This window comes from Ignavibacteria bacterium, from assembly GCA_016873845.1.
Lineage (GTDB): Bacteria > Bacteroidota > Ignavibacteria > Ch128b > Ch128b > JAHJVF01.
Genome location: VGVX01000013.1, coordinates 1 through 24534, shown reverse-complemented (window position 1 = coordinate 24534; position 24534 = coordinate 1). Strand labels below are relative to the sequence as shown.

Below are 24534 nucleotides of genomic sequence, written 5' to 3'. Positions count from 1 at the left end.
AAAATTATTGGTTTCTTTTTTTGCCTATATACTTCCAATAAATATAAAATGGAACTCCGAGAGATACCAAAATTAAACCCATCATCGCATTGCTTGTATCGGAGATGATTGTATTCCCAACAAATAGCACTGAGAAGATAACAAAGATTGCTGGAAGAACAGGATATCCAATCACTTTGTAAGGACGCGGAGTATCGGGCATTTTTTTTCTTAGTACGAAAACTCCATATGCTCCCAATCCATAAAACATCCATGATGCAAAAATGACATAGTCTGTAATCGTATCAAATGTTCCTGTTAAAGTCAGAATACTAGACCAAATTCCCTGGACGATTAAAGAAACTCCCGGTGTCATAAATTTTGGATGAGACTCACCAAGCTTTTTGAAAAACATATTATCGCGGGCCATTGCAAAATGAACTCTTGCAGTTGCTAATATACTTCCATTGACCGCACCGAAGGTTGAAATCACTATTGCTATGGATATTATTGCACTTCCAATTGGTCCGAAAATTATTTCTGCAACTGTTGCACCGACTAATGGTGATTTAGCGATCTTTTCAACTGGAATCACATAAATGTATGCAAGATTTATAATTACATAGACAATCATCACCGTCAATGTACCGAGAAATAAAGCTCTCGGTACGTTTCGTTTTGGATCTTTGACCTCACCCGCAACGAAAGTAACATTGTTCCATCCGTCGTAGGCCCAGAATGCACCTGCGAGAGCAAGACCAAACATTGCAATCATATTCATATCGCCGCTGTGCTGTGTTGTAAATCCTGAATAAAGATTCGCGACATCTCCGCTCCCAAAACCGAATGCCAATGCTGCGAGGATAAGAATTGAGGCGATCTTCACAAAAGTAATAACTGTCTGAACACCACCGCCGAAGACCACTCCAACATAATTAACACCTGTAAGAAACAAGAGACACAATATGGCAACTGCTTTTGTGCCAAAATCTTGAAGCGGATAAATATTTCCAACGAGTGGAACGTATATTGAAAATTTCTGAATCTCTTCTGAAAATTGCGGATACTTAAAAAAGTAGCCAAGATATTCTGAAAAAACTACGGCTATAGAAGCTTGACTTCCGGTTTGAATTACAGCAAGAATAGACCAACCGTATATAAATGCGATGAAATCGCCGAACATGGTGCGAAAGTATTTATACTGTCCTCCGGTTGCATCGATCATTCCAGCTATTTCTGCATTTGTCAATGCACCAATGAGAGTAAAAATACCGGCAACAATCCATGCAAGAATCATTAATTCTGGAGACATTAATTGTTCTGCCATGCTTGCTGGTTTTCGGAAAACTCCAGAGCCGATCATAGAACCCACAACGAGCATCGTTGCTGCAGTGACTGTTAATCCTCGTATCAATCCTTCATTGGTTCTTTCGTGCTGTTTCATCTCGAACTTTCAATTGTTTCAGAATGGTTTGAAATTATAAAATCAGATAAGAAATTCAAAATTGGAAATGATGAAGAAGTAGTAAATGACCAATACTAATATTCAAATTCCAAGAGCTCATTGGAATATTGAATAATGAATGAATATTGATTGATGGTTTATGAAGAATGAAACTCTGCAATTAACAAATAACGATTAACAATTAACCTCTCTATCAACTCCTTAGAATAACAAAATCAGATTCGTATATTTGTATCGATGAGACCGACGTATGCTGAAATCAACTTGTCGAACCTTAGGCATAACTATCTTTCAATAGCTAAAAAAGTGGGTAAAAATGTTCATGTTATGCCAGTAGTCAAAGCAAATTCCTATGGACATGGTATGATAGAGTGTGTAAAAGCTTTACGAAAATTAAATCCAAAACCTGAATACTTTGGTGTTGCATTGCTCGAAGAAGCGATTGAGTTTCGGAATGTGTTCAAGAGTGAGAAACTATTGGTATTCGGAAAGATCGATCCGGAATATTTTAAGTTTATCATTAACCAAAATATCACACCGACTTTTTATGAATTAGATCAAATAGAGGACTTCTCGAAAGTATGCAATCAAATAAGAAAAATTGGAAAATTTCATTTGAAAGTTGATACAGGCATGGGGCGTGTAGGAGTAAATCATCTCGAAGCAGAAGATTATATCAATTGGATAAAAAAGCAAAAAAACATATTTTTAGAAGGAATTTATACACACTTTGCAACTTCGGATGCAAGAAATAAAAATTTTGCATTCGATCAATTGGAAAAATTTAAGAAAGTTAGAGATATCGCAAAAAAAGAATATCCTAGAATTAAATACTTTCATACTTCGAATAGTGGTGCAATTTTAGATTTACCGGAATCATATTATGATATGGTTCGACCTGGAATTTCTCTATATGGATATTATCCTTCAGATGAAACTACCGAGAGTGTTAAACTCAAACCAGTCATGTCATTGAAAACAAGGATATCTTATACAAAATCTGTTGAAAAGGGAGCAAGCATCAGCTATGGAAGAATTTACACAACAGACAAACAAACAAACATTGCAACTCTTCCAATCGGTTATGCCGATGGATATAATCGCTTGCTCTCAAACATTGGTAAGGCAATAATTAAAAATAAAATTTATAATGTTGTTGGCCGTGTCTGCATGGATCAAATAATGATAGATTTGGGAGATGATAATATTAGCAATAAGGAAGAAGTAATACTCATCGGTTCAAATGGATCTCAGACATTTAATGCAACAGACATAAGCAGATTAATCAATACAATACCATACGAAGTTTGTACATCAATAACCAGCAGAGTACCAAGAATATATATTTATTGAATTGGATTTCGTTAAATTTTACATAGTCCAAGTTTTAAAAAGCTCAACATCACGCTTACGCTTAACTGATCGTGAAAAGGAAAAACTTTTATCTCGATTAATGACGCGTTTGGAAAATGCTGCGGATATTTTTCCCGAAATCAAAACTATGGAAAGAGTAAAAGGATTAGAGGAAACATCTCAGCGTATGCTGACAATTTATCGCAGATTAAATAAAGCTCATATAGATCTTGAAAGGGTAAGTTATCAATTCTGTGATGACCGCGATGCACTCACTTCAGCATTACGTAGATTTCTGCAAGGCAGATCAACTGCTGTATTGAATATTGACAAATCATCACGCCCAAAAATTGTATTCGACGATTCGACTTTTACTTTTTATGAGATCAAAGAACTGCCCGAAAAGCAGAATGAAGAAAAATCCCCGGAGGAAATTTCGGAAGAAGATAAATTGGAATTGCACGAATTTTTAGGAAAAGAAGTTGAACCATTGGTCGAAGTCGACGACGGTATAGGATTAATTGATGTTTCTGCGCATAAAGAAGTTAAAGAAATTTCAGAACACGAAGCAGTAAATGAAAGTATTATGCCTGTTTCAGATTTGGAAAAGGAAGAAACAGAAATAATTAACTTGGACAAAAAAGAACAAATTGATAACGGACAATTCCAACATGATAAGACGGAAGAACAAGAGCATGAGTTAAGTTTATTTGATGATGAAAATATTGAGACTGAAGCTTTTTCTCCAATAATTGCAGAATCTGAGAAAAACAGTGAATTTGAATTGGTCGATAATGATGCTGAAAGTGATGAAGAAACTATTGACGAGCCCACGACTCAGAAAGAATTTATTCTTAGAGAAGAATTAGGTGACAGAGAAGGAACTTTTCACCGTGAAAGCAGAAAAAGTTCGGACGAGCGCCCAAAAACAGACGAAGAAATTTTTTATGAGTTCGAAACAAGCTTAGTGGATAATATAAAGGAACTCGATGATTATCTTGGTAAGATAACAACATCAAGTTATGATGAAAACAGAGAAGAGGAATTGATCACACAGGCTTATAAGAGTCTTACAACTGCAGAATCTTTAGGGCATGAAGTAATTGCCAAAATGATAAAAACATATTGGGCTGCCTTGCTTGCAATGCGAGACAAAAAACTTCCCGCTACGAAAAACGAAGCAGAACTTATTCGAAGTACATTAATTATAATTGTAGCACTAATCAAGGATAAAGACATAGAACTTGAATCCTATTGGGAAAATCATAATTACTTAGTTAAAAAACTTACTGATCTTTCATATGAGGTATAAATGGAACTTTATGCAGTAATAATGGCAGGCGGTGTCGGTTCAAGATTTTGGCCGCGAAGCCGAGAAAAAATGCCAAAACAACTATTGAAAATTTTTGGAGAACACACAATGATCCAAGATACGGTTCGGCGGATCTCCAAAATTGTTAAACCAGAAAATATTTACATCGTTACGAATAAAGTACAGAAGACCGAAATTCATAACCAACTGAATCAAATTCCTCAGAATAACATAATTGTCGAACCGTTTGGGAGAAACACAGCAGCTTGCATCGGATTGGCTTCAGTACTTATTGATAATTTTAATAAAGACGCAGTAACTCTTATTCTTCCCGCCGATCACATCATCCGCGATGAAGATGCTTTTCTTGATATTATGAAAAAGGCAGCGAAGTTTGCTTACAAAAAAAACGGTCTCGTCACAATAGGAATTCAACCTACAAGACCTGAAACCGGTTATGGTTACATTCAGAGAGAAGATCAAGAGATCGAAGAAAATATTTTTAAGGTAAAAACATTTGCTGAAAAACCAAATTATCAAACTGCTGAGAAATTTTTGGAAAGCGGCGATTTTGTATGGAACAGCGGTATGTTTATTTGGAAAGTAGAATCTATTCTTAAAGAAATTGGGAAGCATATGCCTGATTTGATGGATGGATTAAATAAAATCCAAAAGTCTGTTGTTAAAGGTGACTACGAGAAAACGCTTGAAACCGTGTACCGCATGCTGAGAAGTATTTCAATTGACTACGGAATAATGGAAAAATCCGATAACGTCTTTGTAATCCGCAGTACTTTCGGGTGGAGCGACGTCGGAAGTTGGGAAGAAGTTTATCAATTAAGTCACCGTGATGAATTTGGGAACAGCTTACATGGTAATTTTTTCATTGAAGGAGTGCATAACTCTTTGATACATTCTGAAAGTAAATTTACCGCTTGCATCGGAATCGAAAATTTAATCGTGATCAATACTGATGATGCATTACTTGTGGCAAATCGTAACAATTCGCAGGATGTTAAGAAAGTTGTTGACTATTTGAAGAAGAAAAAAATTAACGACTTCCTATGAAAAAGCTTATAACAGAAGGAAAAATTTTACAAATCGTAAAAACCGGAAGTAAGGAAATTGAAATTCCTCATGGTGCGATTCTAACTCCTTCTGCAATCGATTTGATAAGCAAGCACAAACTTACCATTGTCGAAAAAAAATCTATTGCTGAGAAAATTGATTTAAAATCCGATTCGAAAATAAAAAAGATTGCAGTGGGATGTGATCACACTGGATATAGAGTTAAGGAAGAAGTGAAAAAATTTTTACTCGAAAAAGGTTATCAAGTCGAAGATGTTGGAACTTATTCAGAGGAACCATGCGATTATCCGGAATTCGCATATGCAGTTGCATTATCAGTTAAGAACTTGATTTCCGATCGTGGAATTATTTTCGATGCGACCGGAAATCCTTCTGCAATTTGTGCAAATAAAGTCAAAGGGATACGTGCAGCAATTGGTTACAATGAGTATGCTGTGAAAAGTTCACGCGAACATAACAATAGTAATGTGATTACATTCGCGGCACGAGTCAATAATACAGATTTCATTAAGTCACTTCTCCTCCTATGGCTTAAAACTGATTTCGAGGGGGGAAGACATCAAAAAAGACTTGATAAGATTGAAGATATTGAGAAGAAAAATTAATTTTCCATAAGTAGAAAAACTCACAAAGCAATTTAACTTGTATCAGATTATTAGCCCAATAGTAGATAGAAAAATAGTCTCGGATCAAATCCATTTACTGACTTTTAAATCGAAGGAAATTGCAAAAGATGCTAAACCTGGACAATTTGTAAATGTTCGAGTATCGAATGGATTGTATCCATACTTACGCCGACCCTTCAGTATCTGCGAAGTTAATTATGACACATTTAGTATCCTATTCAGTGTATTCGGTATGGGTACAAAAGTCTTGGCAGAAAAAAAAGCAGGAGGGTCGTTGGACGTGATCGGTCCTCTTGGTAAGGGCTTCTCTATTGATAAAGATTTTGAGAGTGCAATCATTGTTGCCGGCGGTCTTGGTTCAGCCCCCTTTCCATTTTTGATTTCGAGATTAAAACCGGATGTCAATATCAAATCATTTGTTGGTGCACGCACAAAAGAATTATTGATCTCATACAAGCTTGAAAACATTTCATTCGCCACCGATGATGGCTCATATGGGAAAAAAATGAACGTCGTTGAGTTGCTTTCAGATGAGTTTCAAAAAGGATCATTCGACTCAAAAGTAAAACTATATGGCTGCGGACCTACACTGATGTTAAAAGCCCTTTCAAAGTTTGCACTTGAAAATAATTTCGATTGTGAAATTTCAACTGAAGCGGCAATGGCTTGTGGCTTTGGAATTTGTCAGGGCTGCCCGATGGAATCCTCGAATGGTGAAAAGTATTTTCTGGTTTGTAAAGATGGACCTGTGTTCAACGTCAGAGATGTGAAACTGTGAGCAAGCCTGACTTAAAAGTTAAAATTGGTTCTCTTGAATTTAATAATCCAATCTTTGTTGCAAGCGGCACTTTTGGTTATGGACTTGAATCAAGTGATTTTGTAGATATCAATAAACTTGGTGCAATAGTTACGAAATCACTTTCGCTCAAGCCTCGTAAGGGGAATCCGCCGCCAAGAATCGTTGAAACTCCTTCTGGCATGCTTAACGCAATTGGTCTAGCAAATATTGGCGTGGAAAGATTTTTAAAAGAGAAATTGCCATTGTTGAACCAATTTGACACTAAGATCATTGCCAATGTTGCTGCAAGTTCTGTCGAGGAATATGTTGAATGTGTGCGGTTAATGACTAATGAAAAAATTGATGCTTTCGAGATAAATGTTTCCTGCCCAAATGTTCATGATGGTGGACTCGAATTTGGAACGAATTGTTTAAAAGTTGGTGAGATTACACAAAAAACTGTCGCAGTATCAACAAAGCCTATCATAATAAAATTGACTCCAAACGTAACCCGGATCGCAGAATTTGCTCAAGTGGCAAAAGAGAATGGAGCTGCAGCAGTATCCGCAATAAATACATTTATCGGAATGGTGATTGACATTACAAAGAGAAAACCGAAATTATCCCATAATACAGGTGGGTTGTCCGGGCCCGCAATTAAACCGCTGGCTGTTGCAAAAGTTTTTCAAATTTATAAGGAAGTTGATATTCCAATAATTGGTATTGGTGGAATATCAAATTATTCTGATGTAATTGAATTTCTCTTGGCAGGCGCAACGGCAGTTCAAATTGGTACTCATAATTTTGTTGAACCTGATTGCACGGAAAAAATAATTTCGGATTTAGTTAAATACCTCATTAACAATAATGTAAAATCGGTCAAAGAATTAATCGGTAAACTTCAACTTTTTTAATCTACATTGAGTTATAAAGAAACTCTCAACTTTTTATATTCGCTTCAGAAGTATGGAATTAAGTTTGGATTGGACAATACACACAAACTGCTCAGTTATCTTGATAATCCTCAATCAAAGTTTAAATCGATTCACATCGCTGGAACAAATGGAAAAGGTTCAACTGCAACGTTGATAGCATCAATTTTAAGGGAGATGAATTATAGAGTTGGATTGTACACTTCACCTCATCTTGTAAAATTCAATGAAAGGATTCAAGTTAACGGAACGATGATATCAGATGATGAATTGGTGGAATACACACAGTTATTGAAACATCAAGTTGAATCTATCAAACCAACGTTCTTTGAGGTTACTACGTCAATCGCCTTTAAATATTTTGCTGACCAAAAAGTCGATTTCGCTGTGATAGAAACCGGACTTGGCGGAAGACTAGACTCTACTAATGTAATCGTGCCGGAATTGAGTGTGATAACTTCGATTGGTTTCGATCACACGGATATGCTTGGCGATACTTTGGAAAAAATCGCTTTCGAAAAAGGAGGAATAATTAAGCAAAATGTTCCTGTTATAGTTGGATTCAATCATGATCCAGTAAAACAGATTTTATTTAAAACCTGTTTAGAGAAAAACGCAAGTTGTACAGATGTTCAGTTTCTGTACGATCTCGAAGCTCTGGAGAAATCCTTTCCGAGTATGCAGCTCAAAATTAACTCTCAAAAAACTGGAAAAGTATATAATTTAGTTTCACTGCTTTATGGTGAATTTCAAATAAATAATCTTATTACTAGTATAGCATCAGTCGAAACTTTGTCTTTGAATGAAACAAACTTCATAACGAAAGTAGAGAATGGAATTAAAAACCTTCATAGAAATTTTTTATTTCAAGGAAGATTTCAGCGCATTTCACAACAACCGTTAATTATTATTGATACATCCCACAATTCTTCTGCATTCGAAAGTTTCATATATGAGGTAAATGACCTTAAAGTCAATAATAGAATTGCAGTTTTTGGAGTTATGAAGGATAAGGAAATTAGTGACTCGCTGAATTTGATATGTGGGACATTTGATGAAATTTTCACCTGCTGCGCTAAAACTATGAGAGCGATTACCTCATCTGAGCTGGCATCAAAATTTAATAATCCAGTAAAAGTTTTCGATGGAAAAAGCGTGGCTAATGCCATTGAGCTTGCGTTAACCAGCTGTGAAAAAGATTCCGCAGTTTTCATATTCGGTTCAAATTATGTAGTTGGCGAAGCTTTGGAACATCTTGAATCAAAAAAATTGGAATAAGAAAAATTTTCACAATTGAGAAATAATTCTTGACATTAATTGACAAATGCGTAAATTTGTAACCAGTTATTCCACATTTCCCACAACGTTTAATAATGGATTACAAAAACGTTCTACTTATTTGAGAAAAAATATTTCCTCAATGCTTGAAAAATGCAAATAATCACAATCATTTTTAATTGTAAAGGATAGGTTAATGGATATTGCCGAATTAAAAAGCAAGAAGATAGTTGAATTGAACAAAATAGCGGAAGAACTCGAGATAGATGGTTTTGCCGATCTCAGAAAGCAAGATTTGATTTATAAAATATTGGAGACTAAAGCCGTCAAGGATGGAGTTTCCTTTAGTGCTGGTGTGTTGGAAGTCTTACCTGATGGATATGGATTCTTGAGATCATCCGATTACAATTATCTCCCATCACCGGACGATATTTATGTCTCACCGTCTCAAATTAAGAAATTTAATCTTAGAACTGGGGATTCAGTGAGCGGAGAGGTTCGTCCTCCAAAAAATGGTGAAAGATTTTTTGCACTGTTGAAAGTTACATCAGTAAATAACGGTGAACCAGAAAAAATTATGGGCCGCCGGCTTTTTGATAATTTAACTCCACTCTATCCTGAAAAGAAAATCCAGCTTGAGACCGCTCCTGGTGAGTACTCAGCCCGAATAGTCGATCTGCTTGCACCAATCGGAAAAGGGCAAAGAGGATTAATTGTTTCGCCGCCAAAGTCTGGTAAGACAATTCTTCTGCAGAAAATAGCTAACTCCATCACACGTAATCATCCGGAAATTAAAATGATTGTACTGCTTATCGACGAACGTCCGGAAGAAGTAACAGATATGAAACGTTCAGTTCAAGCTGAAGTTATTTCTTCAACTTTTGATGAGCCTGCAGAACGTCACGTACAAGTTGCTGAAATTGTGATCGAGAAAGCAAAGCGTTTAGTCGAATCTGGTCATGATGTAGTAATTTTATTGGATAGCATTACTCGATTAGCCCGAGCTCACAATACGGTTATACCGCACAGCGGTAAGATTCTCTCTGGCGGTGTTGACGCAAATGCGTTACACAAACCAAAAAGATTTTTTGGCGCTGCGCGAAATACCGAAGAAGGAGGCAGTTTAACGATTATTGCGACTGCATTAATCGACACTGGCAGCAGAATGGACGAAGTTATATTTGAAGAATTCAAAGGAACTGGAAACCTTGAAATCGTACTGGATCGAAATTTAAGTGATAGAAGAATTTTCCCTGCGATCGACGTTAATAGAAGTGGAACCCGTCGCGAAGAACTTTTAATCAAAGAAGAAACATTGAACCGTATTTGGATTCTTCGCAAGATAATTAGCGATCTTTCCGCAGTCGAAGCTATGGAATTCCTACTCGGAAAAATGAGAGGAACAAAAAATAATAAAGAATTTTTAAACTCCATGAATAGCTAATAAAGAATATTAACGACAAAAAATATTGAAACAGCTTACACTCATAATCCTTTCAATTATTTTTAATTCAGCAATCCTCCATGCACAAGATACAACAAAGTATCCCTGGCCTTTAAGTCCTGTAAACCAATCCCGTACAATTAGCGGTACATTTTGTGAATATCGGAGCACCTCAACATCTGGGCACTATCATAATGGGGTTGATATACCCGCACCGGCAGGAACTCCAGTATTAGCTGTTCTGCCAGGTACAGTTACAGTCGCTTACACTTCAGATCCGACAGGTTATGATAATTACATTCGTGTACGAACTGTGATTGATGGAAAGAATAAAGATTTAACTTACTATCATACGAATCCTGTCAGAACGGTTGGTCAAGTTGTTAGTCAGGGCGAAACTATTTCAACAATTGCAATCGACCACGTTCATTTGATTGAGTATTATCTTGGCAATACATCTTTGGAAATAAATGCCATCAGACCTGATGGCGGTTTGTTAAACTTAGTCGACATCTGGAAGCCAAACATTCGAACTGTTCGTTTTTTCGTTGATGAATCGACACTCCAATTACCTGCGACCAATATTGGAGGAAAAGTTGATATAATTGTTCATATCCAGGAAGTAAATGGCAGCGGCTCAAGCAGCGGTTCTAATAATGGCAGCTATGGCATAGGATATAAAATTTTATCAGCCGATACGCAGACTGTCATTTATAATCCACCGAGTAATTCACTTCGTTATCAATATTATTCGAAACCTTTGAACGATTATGTGAATTACAATTACTACCGTCCAGAAGCATCTACTTCAAACCATGTGTATATATTAACCAATGGTAAAGGTGCCAGTGATGTCGCTGCAACTCGGATTGTTACGAATAATTATTGGGATGCTGGTTCACTTCCAAATGGAAACTATGTTGTAATGATTTATACTTACGATACGAGAAGAAATGCGGACACAGTTTATGTTCCAATCACAAAGACAGACCTGGATTTAATTCCTCCTTCACAAACTAATTTATATTCTGTCACCTCAGAATCAACAAATTCCGTATCAATTAAGTGGGAGCAAAATTCTACGCCTGATTTGAAGGGGCATAGATTATTTTTTTCGTTTGATAATTCGGGCTGGAGTTTAAGAGATAATGAAAATGTTCTAACTTCCACTGTTACTTCGAAATCTTATGATTATACCTTTGATAAAGAAATATTTTTCAGAATTACTGCCGTCGATACAGCTCCTTCAGCGAATCTCAGTGTTCAGAGTGATGTGTATGGTGTGAGAATAAACAAAGGGATACCTAAGACCTTGATAGTGGACGGATTTACGCGAACCTCAGGAAGTTACAAACAAGTATATCATGATTTTGTTGCTTACTATGCTAAAAGCTTCAGTACGGATTTTCAATCAACCTCTAATTCTGCAATAATTGCAGGCCATATTAATTTGACCAATTATGACTTGGTGATTTGGTTTTTAGGGGATGAATCCACATCAGATGAAGCATTTAGCTCTCTTGAGCAGGAAATTGTAAAACAGTATTTGCGGCAAGGCGGGAAATTATTTGTGACTGGTTCGGAAATTGGATATGATCTTTTCAGTAATGGAACATCACAGGATAAATTATTTTTTAATAATTTTTTGAAATCCGGTTATTTGATGGATAATTCAGGCAGTCTCACGATTAATGGCGAGGCTGGTACCCTATTTCAAAGTTTAAATTTCAATTATGGATTAGTTTCAGCAGGTTCTCCATACAACGAAGATTATCCTGATGCACTTGACACAATTGGAGGAAGTCAAGTGCTTTTGCGTTATGCAAATTCTCGAATTGCAGCTGTGGGTTTCAAAGGTTTATTTGAAGGTGGAAGCAAAAATGGTGGAGTGATGGTGATGGGATTTCCATTCGAGACAATTATTGGCCAATTATCAAGAACCGCATTGATGAATTCAATCTTCAGCTACTTTGATCTTTCTACTTCGATTAATGATGGAAATGAAAAAAGATTGCCAAGAAATTTTGTCTTGCATCAAAATTACCCTAATCCATTCAATCCATCCACGATTATTAAATATCAAATCCCCATAACTTCGCATGTTAAGATCAAGGTTTATGATCTGATTGGAAGAGAAGTAGTTTCACTGGTGGATGAAGTTAAACCTGCTGGCGATTATTCAATTGAATTGAATTCATCTTACTTCAATTTATCAAGTGGAGTTTATTTTTACGAACTCAGAACAGATTCATTTATCAATTTGAAAAAGATGGTAATTATTAAATGAAAATCCTTTTTAGCTTCCTATTTTTTTTGACACAGATTAGCTTCTTATACTCCCAAATTGATGGGAATAAATTCCAACATTCCATCTGGATTAATCCACCTCAAGTGAAAGAGAATTTTGTTCTTAATTTTAATATTAGGCACGATCTATTAATCTTCAACAAGACAGTATCAGATACATTCAAAGCCAATGTTCAAGTTCAATTAGAGATATTAGATGAGAAAGATTTTGTAATTGATAGGCAGATTATAGAAGTTAATCTAAGTTGTGCAGCTTATGAACAGACTATTTCTAAAGAACTATTTTATTCGAATAAATTCTTATTATCTCTTCCCAAGGAAATGTTGAAAGCGAAATTGTCATTAAATGATGTAAATAGAAATGTTGAGTTGAGATTACCCCCATTCAATTTTTCATTAACATCCGAGCCGAAAATGATGCCTATCTTTATCAGTGAGAAAGATGTAAGAATCATTTTTTCAGATTCGATTCTTACGAAGTTTTCAAATGTATACTCATTTGATGCGACGAAAAACCTTCTTGTACTTCCATATAAGCCAACTGAACAAAAGATTATTGTTGAATTCGAAAATAGTATCTTTGAAGTTGAACGAGTAAATGGTTACTCATCTGATTTATCGCTTTACAACTTCGAAAAGTTAAAACTATTGGAAGGTAATTACTTCTTAAAATTTAATTCAAATACTAAAGAAAAAATCCCATTCAAAGTTGTTTGGTTTAATAAGCCGGAATACTTAAAAAATATATCTGCATCGGTTAGACTGGCTGAATTTATTTTTGAAAAAGATTTTACAAAAGAGATCACATCATATTCAGATGAAGCGAAGTACATTGAACTTTTTCAAGCATGGAAAAAATTTGATCCTACCCCAAACACCCCCTTTAATGAATTAATGGCAGAATTCTATCATCGTGCAGATTTTGCGACTGTAACATTCAAAAGTCTTCAAATTCAAGATGGAGCATTGAGCGATCGTGGAAAAATTTACTTGCTGTATGGTACACCAAAAACCAATGAGCGCAGTTTTAGTCAAGATGGAAAAGCCATCGAAATTTGGAAGTACGAAGGGCAGATAAATCACCAATTTATTTTTGTTGATGATGATCGAAGCGGAAACTTTAAAATAAAGAAATAACACATGTTGAAAATTGGCATAACGTGTGGAGATATTAATGGAATTGGTCCCGAGATTGCGATTAAGTCAATCAAGCAATTAAAGAAAGATTACAAGTATTATTTAATTGGGCCAAAAAATGTTTTCCTAAATCAAATCTCAAGAAATAAACTCAGCGATTATTCAAACTGTGAATTTGTTGATCTCGGTAAATCTACTATATCATATGGCGCTCCGAGTCAAAGTTCAGGGAATATTGCTCTAACTTCGATTTCCGAGTCAATAAAACTCTGGGATGAAAAAGTTATAGATGTCATAGTAACTTCACCGATATCTAAGGAAGCAATTTTGAAAGCCGGTTCGAAGTTTCCAGGACACACTGAAATTTTTGCAAATCGTTTTCGAACTGATAATTATGCTATGATGTTTCTCTCTAAAATAATGATAGCGGCTCTTGCAACAATTCACGAACCAATTAAGAAACTTTCTCGAATAATATCCCGTGATCTTCTCGAAAAAAAATTTTCCGTTATTAAAGATAGTTTAAAACAAGATTTCCGAAAGTTGTCTCCAACAATTGCTGTACTTGGATTAAATCCACATGCAGGTGAAAGTGGTCTAATCGGAACTGAAGAAAAAGAAATCGTCAGTCCTGTTATAAAGAAATTAAATTCCAAAAGAGTAATATATCGAGGTCCTTTTTCTGCAGACGGTTTTTATGGACAGAAGTGCTACAAAAAATTTGATTGTGTAGTTGGAATGTACCACGACCAAATCCTTGTTCCTTTCAAATTATTAAATTTTAATGAAGGAGTTAATTTTACTGCTGGTCTTCCTCTCATCCGGACTAGTCCAGATCATGGAACAGGATTTAACTTAGCAGGGAAAAATCTTGCGAATCCAAAAAGTATGATCGTAGCGATTAAGTGTGCAGAAAAAATTTACCAAAATCGGAGTTCATTTAAATGATACTCTCATTTGAAAAGGTCTATTTTGATTACGCTGGGCATTCAGTTCTGAATGGAATTAATTTTGTAATGGAATCCGGTGAATTGTTGTATATGATAGGTGCGAGCGGTTCCGGGAAAACGACAGTTCTAAAATTAATTTATATGGATTTGATTCCGAAATCGGGGATAGTTGCAGTCGGAGAATTTAACTCTCAATTTATGAAGGAAAAGTATGTCCCAATGCTTCGAAGAAAGCTTGGAATTATTTTTCAAGATTTTCGATTATTGAACGATCGGACGATAGAAGAGAATTTATCATTTGTTCTGCATTCTGTTACTTCACCTAAAAAAGAAATAAAGCGAAAAATTTTCAATGCGCTGTCTCTTGTTGGATTGAGTCACAGGCGTAACAGTTATCCACATCAATTATCTGGCGGTGAACAGCAAAGAGTTGTTATTGCGAGAGCAATAATTAATGATCCGATTTTAATACTTGCCGACGAACCGACCGGAAACCTTGATCCGGATACTTCTTCTCAAATTGTTGATATTTTAAAAGATATTAATGCTAGGGGGACAGCAGTATTAATTGCCACTCACAATTATGAAATTGTCAAAAAGAATCCGGCGAGAACATTAAAATTGCAAGATGAAAAACTTTATATGGTTAATATTATCTCTTCGTAAGCTTTTCGATTGAACTGGAAATTCTTTCAGTAATTTCATCAATCTCTCCAAAGCCATCGATTATGATCAAATGAGAATTCTGTTGGTAATATTTTTTTAGAGGGAACGTAAACTCTTTATAAACTACTAATCGTTTTCTGATCACCTCTTCCTTATCGTCATCTCGTTGGTAAATCGTGCCGTCTGAATTACACTTCGGACATTTACTGTTCAATGAATCACTCAGTAGATTAAAAAGTGCTCCACAGCTCTTGCAATTTCTTCGGTTGGAGAGGCGCCTGATAATTTCAGTCTCATCTAGGTCTAACAAAATTATAATTACATTAGTTATATTCATTTCTGAAAAAATATTGTCAAGTTCTTCAGCTTGTTCAATATTTCTTGGGAATCCGTCTAAGATGAAACCATTTTTGCATTTATCGGAGGCAAGCGTCTCATAGACTATTTTGAACATCAGATCATCGGGCACAAGCAAACCTTTCTCCATCAGTGCATTTGCTTTTACACCTAATTCTGTCTTATTGGTAAATGCTTCACGAAGCATGTCACCAGTTGAAATGTGCGGTATCTGGTACTTTCTTGAAAGAATTTTCGCTTGAGTCCCTTTACCAACGCCAGGTGGTCCGAAAAAAATAAAGTACATTAATTTACTCCGACAACGTAAGATCAATAGTGTTTTTTGGAGTTGCAATATAACAAAAATTACTTGTTGTTTATAAAATATTTATCCCAAGATCAGTTAAATCCTGAATTCTTCCTCGAACTAGATCATTACCTGTGTAAGTTGGTAATTTGAATGCTTATTTATAACTTTGACAAAAATGCATAAATCGAAAACATCGGAGAAGAGATGAATATCAAACAAATACAAGAGCAACTTAAGCGAAATAAGTTCGATGGCTGGTTGTTTTACGATTTTCATAATCGCGATCATCTTGCATATCGAATTTTAGGATTGGAAAATAAGCACACAACCAGGCGGTGGTTTTATTTTATTCCCGTCAAGGGAGAACCGAAAAAACTCGTTTCGGCTGTGGAATCAACAAAGCTCGATTCTCTGCCCGGTAAAAAAAGTATTTATTTGGCTTGGACAGAACAGCATCGCTTATTGAAGCAAATCCTTGGCAGCCCAAAAAAAATTGCAATGCAATATTCATCAAAAAATAATATTCCGTATGTATCGATCGTTGATGCTGGAACTATTGAACTGATAAAAAGTTTGGGACATAAGATCAGTTCTTCAGCAGATTTAATTTCCATATTCGAAGCTTTAATAGATGAACGAGGTTATCAACTTCACAAAGAGGCTCAACAGGATATTGATGAAATTCGAAAAGATGCCTTTAATCAAATCCGTGAATCTATAGACTCTGGCAAAAAACTGACTGAGTGGGAATTACAGCAGTACATAATGCAGCGATTCAGTGAAAACAATTTAATTACAAGTGCAGAACCGATTGTTGGAATTAATGACAATCCAGCCGATCCGCATTTTGAACCAAAGAAAGAAGGGGATTATTACTTTAAAGAAGGAGATACCGTCTTAATTGATCTTTGGGCAAAAAAGAATGTAGAGGGAGGGATTTATTACGATATTACCTGGGTCGGATACGTGGGTCATAATCCGCCTCAGAAGTATATAAACATTTTCGAAGCAGTAAAAGCAGCGCGTAATGCAGCTGTTGATTTTGTTAAAGAAAATTTTTCCAAAGGGAAAAAATGTTATGGCTGGCAAGTGGATGATGTGTGCCGAAACGTTGTGAAGAAAGCCGGATTTGGAAAATATTTTATTCATAGGACAGGACACTCAATAGGAGAAGAAACCCACGGTAATGGACCGAACATAGATAATCTCGAAACAAAGGATGAACGTATGCTCATGCCTGGTTGCATGTTCTCAATCGAACCTGGGATTTACATCAAAGGTGAAATGGCTGTCCGTACAGAAATAAATATGTTTATAAATCATAATGGTTCTGCTGAAGTAACTGGTGAGATTCAAGACGAAATCATTTTGATTTAATGTCACCTAATAGAAGACAAATCCACAAAAATTAATAATTATTATTCGGAGTTAACTTGAGATTAACAAATAGTATTCAAAAGATTCGAGGAGAGTTTCAACCGCAATTCTGGATTGCAAATTTCATGGAATTGTTTGAAAGATTAGCTTATTATGGACAAGCAACAATCCTCAGCATATTTCTTCGCGACCATTTAAAGTTTAACGAAGTTCAAGCCGGTCAATTGTCTTCAATTTTTGGCGGATTGATTTATCTTCTTCCGATATTTGCCGGAGCTTTGATAGATAAGTTTGGTTATAGAAAAGCGTTCTCGTTTGCTTTTTCTGTTTTAGCAATTGGATATTTTTTAATTGGTTCAACCGGAATGGAGTTGTTCTCTGGTTTTTACTCCAACTTTAATCTTTATTGGATACTGACTGTTATTTTAATTTTTACTGCTTTTGGAGGATCATTCATTAAGCCAAGTGTACTTGGTACAATTGCTCTAACTTCGACTCCTGAATCGAAATCTTTAGGATATGCAGTTTATTACTGGCTAGTAAACATGGGGGCAGCAATTGGTCCGCTATTGGCTTATTTAGTGCGAGATTCATTCGGGATTGAATTTGTGTATCTCGTTTCAGCAATTAGTTGTGCATTAATGTTTGTTACAACTCTCATCTTCTTTAAAGAACCACCGGCGAAACTCGAAGAAAAACGTGAAAATTTGCGAACCGTGATGAAAAATATGATTTTTGTTTTGAAGAATTTCAAGTTCATGGCATTCTTACTTATATTTTCTTTGTATTGGATAATTTTTTGGCAATTCTTTATCGTAATTCCATTCTACATTTCCGATTTTATTTCACCAGAAGCGCCAATTGAATTAATTCTATCAACCGGAGCTTGGACGATTATTCTTTTTCAAATTCCAATAAATAGACTGACCAAAAATATTTCAACACAAAGAGCAATTCAAATTGGCTTTCTGCTCGGAGCAATTGGCTGGTTAATGATGTACTTTGTGCTGCCAGCTACAGAAAGTGTATTTTTTTCTTTCATCAAAGAGAGCAATATCTTATTTAGTTTTGCATTGAGTATTCCAATAGTTGTAGCAGGATTATTTCTATTTTCAATCGGCGAGCAAACTCAAGCCCCAAGATACTATGAATATATTGCTGATCTTGCACCAAAAGGGCAAGCGGCACTTTTTCAAGGCTTTGCTTTTTTACCCATCGCAATCGCGTGGGGTTTTGGCGGTGCATTCGGCGGTTGGATTTATACTGTTTTCGTAAAAGAGATGAACCGACCAGACTTAATTTTCTTGGTGATCTTTGGTATTGGTCTATTGGCAACTATTTTAATTTATTTGTATGACAGTTTGATAAAATCAAAATAATCTGTTTCCGTAATTGGAATGTTTGATAATTACTTTTTTCTTCAAAGAGTCACTCATGAATTAAGGCGTGAATTTCAGCATTATTCATTTGTAGAATCTTTCTCCCAATCAAAGAATGAATTAGTTGTAAAGCTTGAAAAAGATTCATTTGCGAAATTTCTTGTATTTAGTTTCTATTCACTTCCACCTTTTATTTATTCTCGTGATAATTTTGCCAAAGCAAAAAAAAATGTTGCTCAACATTTCAGTTCTCTTGAGGGAAAACAGGTAATTCGGCTTTCAATAGACCAATATGAAAGAAATATCCGATTTGAATTTGAGAGTGATCACCTTGTATTTGTAATTAGAGGGAATCAATCAAATTGCTGTTTGGTGTCTGATGATCAAATTGTATCGTCATTAAAAAAAAAGAAAGAATATGAAAATCGAAAGTTCAGTACGGTTTATTCTGCCTCGAATATAGATTTTTCTGTTTTCAAGGATAAGTTTAAGTTTAATGAATGCATCAATTCATTCCTAAATGGGGAGAAAAGCATTTTGCATCAAATTATCGGGAAAGAGATTTTAACCGAAATTATCTCAAGAGAAAAAGAGGGAAAAGAGGTTTCACACTTTGAGGCATTTTCGGAAATTCTGGAGGCATTTAATAGTGCAAATCTAGTAGAATACGATGATGGAACATTTTCGGTTGGAAGATTTTTTAGCAAAGGAGCGATTATCCGAGAACACGGTGATTTTTTTTCATCCTTGCAGAAGATTTTCTACACTAGGAAGATATCGCTGAACAAAGAAAAGCTAAAGGAAAATCTTTCAAAGATTGTCTATCATCAAATAGAAAAAATGGAAAGGAAGTTAATCAAGCTTAAATCTGAAGAAAGTCTGTCGGATAATAGTACCGAATATCGTTTGAAAGGCAATTTGATAATATCAAATCTTAATAAAATAGAAAAGGGGAGCAAAAGGATTTCTATCGAAAGTCCATCAGGAGAATTGATCAACATAAAATTAGATCCGAGTAAAACTTTTCATGATAATGCTGAAATGTATTTTTCCAAAGCAAAGGAAGAAAAAAAACGGCTTGAGTCAGTTCAAGAATTAATACACTCAACCGAGATTAAGCTAAATCAGAATAGAGAACAATTAGAAAAAATAAATTCAATTGAAGATTCTTATATTTTAGAAAAAATGAATAATGAATTATCAGCTTTGAAAAAAGTAAGCGAAGGTCCGCAAAAGGTTGAAACTAAGTTTAGACACTTTGTTGTCGCTGGTGGTTACAATGTATTTGTGGGAAAAGACAGTAAATCGAACGACTTACTTACCACAAAATTTGCAAAGCCAAATGATTTATGGTTCCATGTACGCGGTGCCAGCGGTTCACACACAATTCTGCGGAAAAAAGAAAAAGTAAAAGATTTTCCTAAGGAAACCATCTTAGCTGCTGCATCGATAGCAGCATACTATAGCAAAGCAAAACATTCGAAATTTGTGCCGGTTGCTTATGCTGAAAAAAAGTATGTAACTAAAAAAAAGAATCTTCCATCCGGAACAGTTTTTATGACAAGAGTAAAAGTTGTGATGGTAGAACCAAAATTACCTGAGATGAAAGGAGAGAATGCTTGATATGGAGTTAATAAAATTTTCTGAGGGGAAGAAAATCTACTTGCGTCCATTTGAACCCGAAGATTTGAAGTTAGTTTACTTTGGAAAAAATAATGTATCAGTCAGAGAAACTTTATATCTATACTCGCCTATGACTGTTGATCAAGTGGATGAAGAACTTCAAAACTGGATAAATAACAGAGAAACTGTGTTATTCACTATTTGTCAACAATCAGATAATCAATCAGTCGGGCAGACTGCATTTGTCAGGATTGATCAGGTCAGTAGAACTGCAATATTTTATATTGCAATCTACGATCCCAACTTTTGGTCGAAGGGCTATGCAACGGAATCCACTCAATTGATGATTGAATATGGTTTCGAAATCTTGAATTTAAATCGCATTCAACTTCATGTAAGCTGTGAAAATGACCATGCGATCAAAGCTTATAAAAAAGTTGGTTTTTTGATTGAAGGAACATTACGTCAAGCGATGTACCATAATAATAGATATTCTGATTTCTATGTGATGGCACTTTTGAGAGAAGACTTTTACAAATGGAGAAATAGTGAAACTATTTTATGAAGCTCTCGAATAAAAAGAAAAATTTGGAGACAATATGAAAAAGTATCTATACCTTCTGCTGGTTCCTATGCTAATAATTTCTTTTAGTACTCTTTTACACGCTCAACAAGAAGACTCCCTGGAGGTCGAGGAGGAATTTGAAGAGTTTGATGATGATTTCGACACCGATTTTGATGTATCAGTTGACATCGGAATTTTTGAGCATCCGTATATTGGTTTGAATTACGGAATGACTCAACTGAAAAGTTCTCTTTCAAATCAAAACTTTCAAGAAATAGGAAGAGTCTCACTCAAACTTGGGTATTACACGCAAGAAAATTATGATTCAGATTATTTAATTAAGCATAAGAACAAATACATTTACCTCAACAATTTTTCAGAGGATTTATATAAAGCGAAAATCGTACAGCCAGTCCAAATCTCAGCATGGCAATTTGGATTCGGAAATGAAAAAGGTTATGGCTATAAATTCGGACCCGCAGCTATTATTCCATATGTAGTCTCTGATTACAGTTGGACACAGATCAAGTATGATCTTTCGAAAACCGGCCCTGATAGCGTTCTATTAGGTCTCTATTATGATTTCTTCAGATTTGGACAAACAGCGGGTTCAGGAATTCAACTTCAGATTTTTCCTCTAATTTCACTTGATGCTAACTATTCATTTGGTTTAGTATTTCCGCGTCATTTATTTTGGAAGCATCTCGGGAGTTTAGTTGTTGAAGAAATCGCAAGCAGTTCACTCGATTGGTTTATAAAGAAGATCATTAAGTTTACTCCGGAAGCCGCACCAATTGTAAATTTTGTACTTAAAAGTGGATTATCCTACGCTTTCTTTGAACTTAGAAAAGACAAGATGAATTGGCCATTCAATACCGCGAGTCCGTTAACCAATGAATCCTTTAATCTTGGAATGAAATTTAATTTTTAAGCTAAGGAGCAGTCATTATAGTTAATGACTGCTTTTTTTAAAGTGGTCTCTAACTGATACTGATAAATTGATCTGGAAATTTTTTTAAAATCTGAGAACCTATCATCTCAGCTGTTTCAGTAATTGAAATTAATCCCGTGTTAATTACTAGATGATATTGATCAAATCTATTTAAATCGGCATTAAAATATTTCTTAACATAACCTACTCTCGCATGATCTTCTTTTTTAACGAAGTTATCAGCTTCTGTTTCGCTTAAGTCATAATACTTCATAACACGTTGAATACGATTTCTGATTGGCGCCACAAGACGGACGTTGTACACATTTTCAAGTGATGAAGTAATCAAATTTGCTGCACGTCCAATTATTATTACATTTCCCATTCGAGCCAAGTTTAATATTGTCTGTGATGTTTTATGAACTAAGTTTAAAATTGATGGATGGATCCCAAAAATTTCATTCATCATGGATCTTAATGAAGATGTTTTTTGTTCTGAAAGATAATCTGCCACACTCTTTGGAAGATTATGATCTTCAAGAATTTTTTCAATTAAATTTTTATCGAATACGCCCCAACTCGGATTCGATGATTTTGATTTGAGTTTCAAAAAGTCAATTAAATTCTCGGCGACTTCTCCGGCGCCAGCGCCGGTTTCCCTAGATATATTTATACAAGGACCCGGTTGGAATATTTTTCTTTCTGAAATGTGAGCTGAATAATCCCGTGTGTGGCTATCGAGATATTGCTTTGCTTTTTCGTATGCTCCTGTTACTAACATTTGGTCACTCCAGATTTTCTGTTTTAATTTTCTGACTTAACTTCAAATTATCTAATGATCTGACTAAAACAATGCCAATTCAAATTCATTGAAAGTAATTGCCGTAAAAATTATATTGCAATAAGTTTTTCAAAATACATTGTTCTATTGAATTAGTAATCAATGCATTCGTAGTTAGCCTACGGCAGGTAAACTCAATCCGCCTTAGACGGAGAGCATCTGATCCCGATGAAATCGGGAGATTAGAAGGTTTGGAATTCTACCGAATGCAAGAGTTTGAAAGAGTTCTATGAAAAAATTGATTGATAATTCAGAATGAGGAATTGAGAATTAGAATGATTGTCTGGCACTCGAAAATTTTTAATTCTCAATTTACAATTCTCACTTACTAATTATTATGCACCCGTAGCTCAATTGGATAGAGCATCTGACTACGGATCAGAAGGTTTGGGGTTCGAATCCCTACGGGTGTACAAAGCTCATTGAAAAGTCGAGATTGAAAAATATAAAATGTTTTATAACAAACTTAGCAGAGCTGAGAATCACATTATGTAATTCACATTTTTCAATTTGCAATTGATTGCGTCCGTAGCTCAATGGATAGAGCATTGGTCTTCGGAACCAAGGGTTGGGGGTTCGACTCCCTCCGGGCGTACGAATTTAAGTTAAAATACAAAAATTAAAATGTAAAATTGTTTTGATCATCAATTTTTACTCCAGTAAAAACTTTCTATTGTTAATGGAATGAGTATGAGAATTTTAGGTATCGTATTTTTATTTTCATTTCTTTTCAATTCGTGCTCAATTATTGATTACCTTCTCGAATCTCCCCCAAAAAGCGATGAAGAAAAATTATCCGAATCGATTTCAAATTTCACAACAAGCACTCTATTTAGCATTGAATATTCTCTGCTCAAATCTGAACCACGCTCTTTCAGAAACGAAAACATTCGTGTCTTCGGTACAGTACTCGAGGAATTCAAAGGTGAATTTATTCTTTTCACAGATCCATTTGAGGATAATGAGTATGGATTTTATCGAGTATATTTTGACAATCCTTTACCCAAGCAGTTCGATATTCCGCGACCATTCAAATTCATTTCACGAGGAAGTAAAATTAGCGTCTTCGGTAAATTTATAGGGCTGACGGATGTTAAACTCAGTGAATTGGAAAGTATAAATTCTCAATCTGTGAATCAAAATATAGATTATTCGCGATTAAGAAGAATACCTACATTCAATGCCATGTTGATTTACGATCATGAAGATTTCCAATTTAAACGGCCATTATGGATATCGTCTAAGTTTGTTGATGAAGTCCTAGAAAGATAAACTTGCTTTCCAACAAAGATATCGCCTTCATGAAACAAGCAATCCGCGAAGCAGAGCGAGCGTTTGAGATAGAAGAGGTTCCAGTTGGTGCTGTGATTGTTTATGAAGGCAAAATTATCGGCAAAGGGCATAATCAAATTTTCAAATTAAATGATCCAACTGCGCATGCGGAAATGATTGCCTTGACTTCTGCTGCTAATTATTTAAATAGTTCGAGATTAGACAAGTGTACCATTTACGTTACACTTGAACCATGCGCGATGTGTGCCGGCGCGTTAGTATCAGCAAAAGTAAATACACTTTTTTTCGGTGCCTTTGATCCAAAAGCTGGTGCATGCGGTACTTTGTTCAATATAACCCAGAGTGCAACTTTAAATCATCAGGTAAAAACGATAGAAGGGGTCCTTGAAGATGAATGCAAATTCCTACTTCAAAGTTTTTTTGAAAAACGCCGTCTGGTTAATTAGTCTTTCCATATTTATTTACTCATGTTCTACATTCAAATCAACAAATAAAACCGAAGCTTTACTTCCAGGAAGATATGCAGACTACACACTTCTCCCTAACGGATGGCGATTAACTCC

Annotated in this window: 22 protein-coding genes and 2 tRNA genes; 21 read left to right on the top strand and 3 right to left on the bottom strand. The window is 35.3% G+C overall.

Features of this window, described 5'->3' with window-relative positions; translation table 11 throughout:
- Nucleotides 1–4: 4 nt before the first annotated feature.
- A complete protein-coding gene (locus FJ213_04695) occupies nucleotides 5–1423 on the bottom strand; it encodes an amino acid permease (protein MBM4175456.1) in 1419 nt (472 codons plus the stop codon).
- Between the two features lie 258 nt (nucleotides 1424–1681).
- Between FJ213_04695 and alr the strand changes: the two genes are divergently transcribed.
- The 12 genes from alr (at nucleotide 1682) to FJ213_04635 (ending at nucleotide 15316) form a co-directional block, all read left to right on the top strand.
- Nucleotides 1682–2797, top strand: coding sequence for an alanine racemase (gene alr, locus FJ213_04690; protein ID MBM4175455.1), 1116 nt, complete (start codon nucleotides 1682–1684; stop codon nucleotides 2795–2797).
- Between the two features lies 1 nt (nucleotide 2798).
- On the top strand, nucleotides 2799–4109 hold the full coding sequence (locus tag FJ213_04685) for a hypothetical protein (protein MBM4175454.1): 1311 nt from the start codon (nucleotides 2799–2801) through the stop codon (nucleotides 4107–4109).
- Nucleotides 4110–5177 carry a mannose-1-phosphate guanylyltransferase gene (locus FJ213_04680; GenBank protein MBM4175453.1) on the top strand — a complete coding sequence of 356 codons (1068 nt, stop codon included), beginning with the start codon at nucleotides 4110–4112 and terminating at the stop codon, nucleotides 5175–5177.
- Nucleotides 5174–5803, top strand: coding sequence for a ribose 5-phosphate isomerase B (rpiB, locus tag FJ213_04675; GenBank protein MBM4175452.1), 630 nt, complete (start codon nucleotides 5174–5176; stop codon nucleotides 5801–5803). Before FJ213_04680 ends, rpiB begins: the two co-directional genes overlap by 4 nt.
- A 37-nt stretch (nucleotides 5804–5840) precedes the next feature.
- Nucleotides 5841–6602, top strand: a complete 762-nt coding sequence (locus tag FJ213_04670; GenBank protein MBM4175451.1) for a dihydroorotate dehydrogenase electron transfer subunit — start codon at nucleotides 5841–5843, stop codon at nucleotides 6600–6602.
- Complete coding sequence (locus FJ213_04665; GenBank protein MBM4175450.1) at nucleotides 6599–7516, top strand: dihydroorotate dehydrogenase; 918 nt, start codon at nucleotides 6599–6601, stop codon at nucleotides 7514–7516. Before FJ213_04670 ends, FJ213_04665 begins: the two co-directional genes overlap by 4 nt.
- Before the next feature lie 6 nt (nucleotides 7517–7522).
- Complete coding sequence (locus FJ213_04660; protein MBM4175449.1) at nucleotides 7523–8812, top strand: bifunctional folylpolyglutamate synthase/dihydrofolate synthase; 1290 nt, start codon at nucleotides 7523–7525, stop codon at nucleotides 8810–8812.
- Nucleotides 8813–9008: 196 nt separating this feature from the next.
- The gene (locus tag FJ213_04655; GenBank protein ID MBM4175448.1) at nucleotides 9009–10256 is read left to right on the top strand and encodes a transcription termination factor Rho; all 1248 of its coding nucleotides are present in this window, start codon (nucleotides 9009–9011) and stop codon (nucleotides 10254–10256) included.
- 25 nt (nucleotides 10257–10281) lie between these two features.
- Complete coding sequence (locus tag FJ213_04650; GenBank protein ID MBM4175447.1) at nucleotides 10282–12543, top strand: T9SS type A sorting domain-containing protein; 2262 nt, start codon at nucleotides 10282–10284, stop codon at nucleotides 12541–12543.
- On the top strand, nucleotides 12540–13700 hold the full coding sequence (locus FJ213_04645) for a GWxTD domain-containing protein (GenBank protein ID MBM4175446.1): 1161 nt from the start codon (nucleotides 12540–12542) through the stop codon (nucleotides 13698–13700). The genes FJ213_04650 and FJ213_04645 overlap by 4 nt, the downstream gene beginning before the upstream one ends.
- Nucleotides 13701–13703: 3 nt before the next feature.
- Entirely contained in the window at nucleotides 13704–14648 is a 945-nt protein-coding gene (gene pdxA, locus FJ213_04640; protein ID MBM4175445.1) for a 4-hydroxythreonine-4-phosphate dehydrogenase PdxA, read from the top strand.
- Nucleotides 14645–15316 carry an ATP-binding cassette domain-containing protein gene (locus FJ213_04635; protein MBM4175444.1) on the top strand — a complete coding sequence of 224 codons (672 nt, stop codon included), beginning with the start codon at nucleotides 14645–14647 and terminating at the stop codon, nucleotides 15314–15316. The genes pdxA and FJ213_04635 overlap by 4 nt, the downstream gene beginning before the upstream one ends.
- On the opposite strand, the gene FJ213_04630 is transcribed toward FJ213_04635, so the two are convergent.
- Nucleotides 15303–15959 (bottom strand): adenylate kinase, encoded by a 657-nt coding sequence (locus tag FJ213_04630; GenBank protein MBM4175443.1) that lies wholly within the window; start codon nucleotides 15957–15959, stop codon nucleotides 15303–15305. The two genes, FJ213_04635 and FJ213_04630, sit on opposite strands and share 14 nt — an antisense overlap.
- A gap of 207 nt (nucleotides 15960–16166) precedes the next feature.
- Between FJ213_04630 and FJ213_04625 the strand changes: the two genes are divergently transcribed.
- The 5 genes from FJ213_04625 to FJ213_04605 are packed head-to-tail and all read left to right on the top strand — an operon-like array spanning nucleotide 16167 to nucleotide 21837.
- A complete protein-coding gene (locus FJ213_04625) occupies nucleotides 16167–17339 on the top strand; it encodes an aminopeptidase P family protein (protein MBM4175442.1) in 1173 nt (390 codons plus the stop codon).
- 56 nt (nucleotides 17340–17395) lie between these two features.
- Nucleotides 17396–18718, top strand: a complete 1323-nt coding sequence (locus FJ213_04620; protein MBM4175441.1) for a peptide MFS transporter — start codon at nucleotides 17396–17398, stop codon at nucleotides 18716–18718.
- Between the two features lie 18 nt (nucleotides 18719–18736).
- Nucleotides 18737–20341, top strand: coding sequence for a DUF814 domain-containing protein (locus FJ213_04615; protein MBM4175440.1), 1605 nt, complete (start codon nucleotides 18737–18739; stop codon nucleotides 20339–20341).
- Nucleotides 20334–20906: a GNAT family N-acetyltransferase gene (locus tag FJ213_04610; GenBank protein ID MBM4175439.1), complete on the top strand. Its 573-nt coding sequence runs from the start codon at nucleotides 20334–20336 to the stop codon at nucleotides 20904–20906. Before FJ213_04615 ends, FJ213_04610 begins: the two co-directional genes overlap by 8 nt.
- Nucleotides 20907–20940: 34 nt before the next feature.
- A complete protein-coding gene (locus tag FJ213_04605; protein ID MBM4175438.1) occupies nucleotides 20941–21837 on the top strand; it encodes a hypothetical protein in 897 nt (298 codons plus the stop codon).
- Between the two features lie 49 nt (nucleotides 21838–21886).
- Here FJ213_04605 and FJ213_04600 read toward each other — a convergent pair whose 3' ends face one another.
- Nucleotides 21887–22618 carry a cytidylate kinase-like family protein gene (locus tag FJ213_04600; GenBank protein ID MBM4175437.1) on the bottom strand — a complete coding sequence of 244 codons (732 nt, stop codon included), beginning with the start codon at nucleotides 22616–22618 and terminating at the stop codon, nucleotides 21887–21889.
- A gap of 399 nt (nucleotides 22619–23017) precedes the next feature.
- Here FJ213_04600 and FJ213_04595 point away from each other — a divergent pair.
- The 4 genes from FJ213_04595 to FJ213_04580 all read left to right on the top strand — a co-directional run bounded on the left by FJ213_04595 (nucleotide 23018) and on the right by FJ213_04580 (nucleotide 24417).
- A tRNA-Arg gene (locus tag FJ213_04595) sits at nucleotides 23018–23094 on the top strand.
- 106 nt (nucleotides 23095–23200) lie between these two features.
- Nucleotides 23201–23276, top strand: a tRNA-Arg gene (locus FJ213_04590).
- Between the two features lie 92 nt (nucleotides 23277–23368).
- Nucleotides 23369–23950, top strand: coding sequence for a hypothetical protein (locus FJ213_04585; protein ID MBM4175436.1), 582 nt, complete (start codon nucleotides 23369–23371; stop codon nucleotides 23948–23950).
- Between the two features lie 29 nt (nucleotides 23951–23979).
- On the top strand, nucleotides 23980–24417 hold the full coding sequence (locus FJ213_04580) for a nucleoside deaminase (GenBank protein ID MBM4175435.1): 438 nt from the start codon (nucleotides 23980–23982) through the stop codon (nucleotides 24415–24417).
- Nucleotides 24418–24534 lie beyond the last annotated feature (117 nt).

Bases quoted from the DNA above. Each gene is read 5' to 3' on its own strand.
- rpiB (MBM4175452.1), top strand. From the start codon at position 5,174: ATGAAAAAGCTTATAACAGAAGGAAAAATTTTACAAATCGTAAAAACC.
- FJ213_04630 (MBM4175443.1), bottom strand. From the start codon at position 15,959: ATGTACTTTATTTTTTTCGGACCACCTGGCGTTGGTAAAGGGACTCAA.
- FJ213_04625 (MBM4175442.1), top strand. From the start codon at position 16,167: ATGAATATCAAACAAATACAAGAGCAACTTAAGCGAAATAAGTTCGAT.
- FJ213_04655 (MBM4175448.1), top strand. From the start codon at position 9,009: ATGGATATTGCCGAATTAAAAAGCAAGAAGATAGTTGAATTGAACAAA.
- FJ213_04645 (MBM4175446.1), top strand. From the start codon at position 12,540: ATGAAAATCCTTTTTAGCTTCCTATTTTTTTTGACACAGATTAGCTTC.
- FJ213_04605 (MBM4175438.1), top strand. From the start codon at position 20,941: ATGAAAAAGTATCTATACCTTCTGCTGGTTCCTATGCTAATAATTTCT.
- FJ213_04610 (MBM4175439.1), top strand. From the start codon at position 20,334: ATGCTTGATATGGAGTTAATAAAATTTTCTGAGGGGAAGAAAATCTAC.
- FJ213_04615 (MBM4175440.1), top strand. From the start codon at position 18,737: ATGTTTGATAATTACTTTTTTCTTCAAAGAGTCACTCATGAATTAAGG.
- FJ213_04580 (MBM4175435.1), top strand. From the start codon at position 23,980: ATGAAACAAGCAATCCGCGAAGCAGAGCGAGCGTTTGAGATAGAAGAG.
- FJ213_04600 (MBM4175437.1), bottom strand. From the start codon at position 22,618: ATGTTAGTAACAGGAGCATACGAAAAAGCAAAGCAATATCTCGATAGC.
- FJ213_04695 (MBM4175456.1), bottom strand. From the start codon at position 1,423: ATGAAACAGCACGAAAGAACCAATGAAGGATTGATACGAGGATTAACA.
- pdxA (MBM4175445.1), top strand. From the start codon at position 13,704: ATGTTGAAAATTGGCATAACGTGTGGAGATATTAATGGAATTGGTCCC.
- alr (MBM4175455.1), top strand. From the start codon at position 1,682: ATGAGACCGACGTATGCTGAAATCAACTTGTCGAACCTTAGGCATAAC.
- FJ213_04585 (MBM4175436.1), top strand. From the start codon at position 23,369: ATGAGAATTTTAGGTATCGTATTTTTATTTTCATTTCTTTTCAATTCG.
- FJ213_04680 (MBM4175453.1), top strand. From the start codon at position 4,110: ATGGAACTTTATGCAGTAATAATGGCAGGCGGTGTCGGTTCAAGATTT.
- FJ213_04635 (MBM4175444.1), top strand. From the start codon at position 14,645: ATGATACTCTCATTTGAAAAGGTCTATTTTGATTACGCTGGGCATTCA.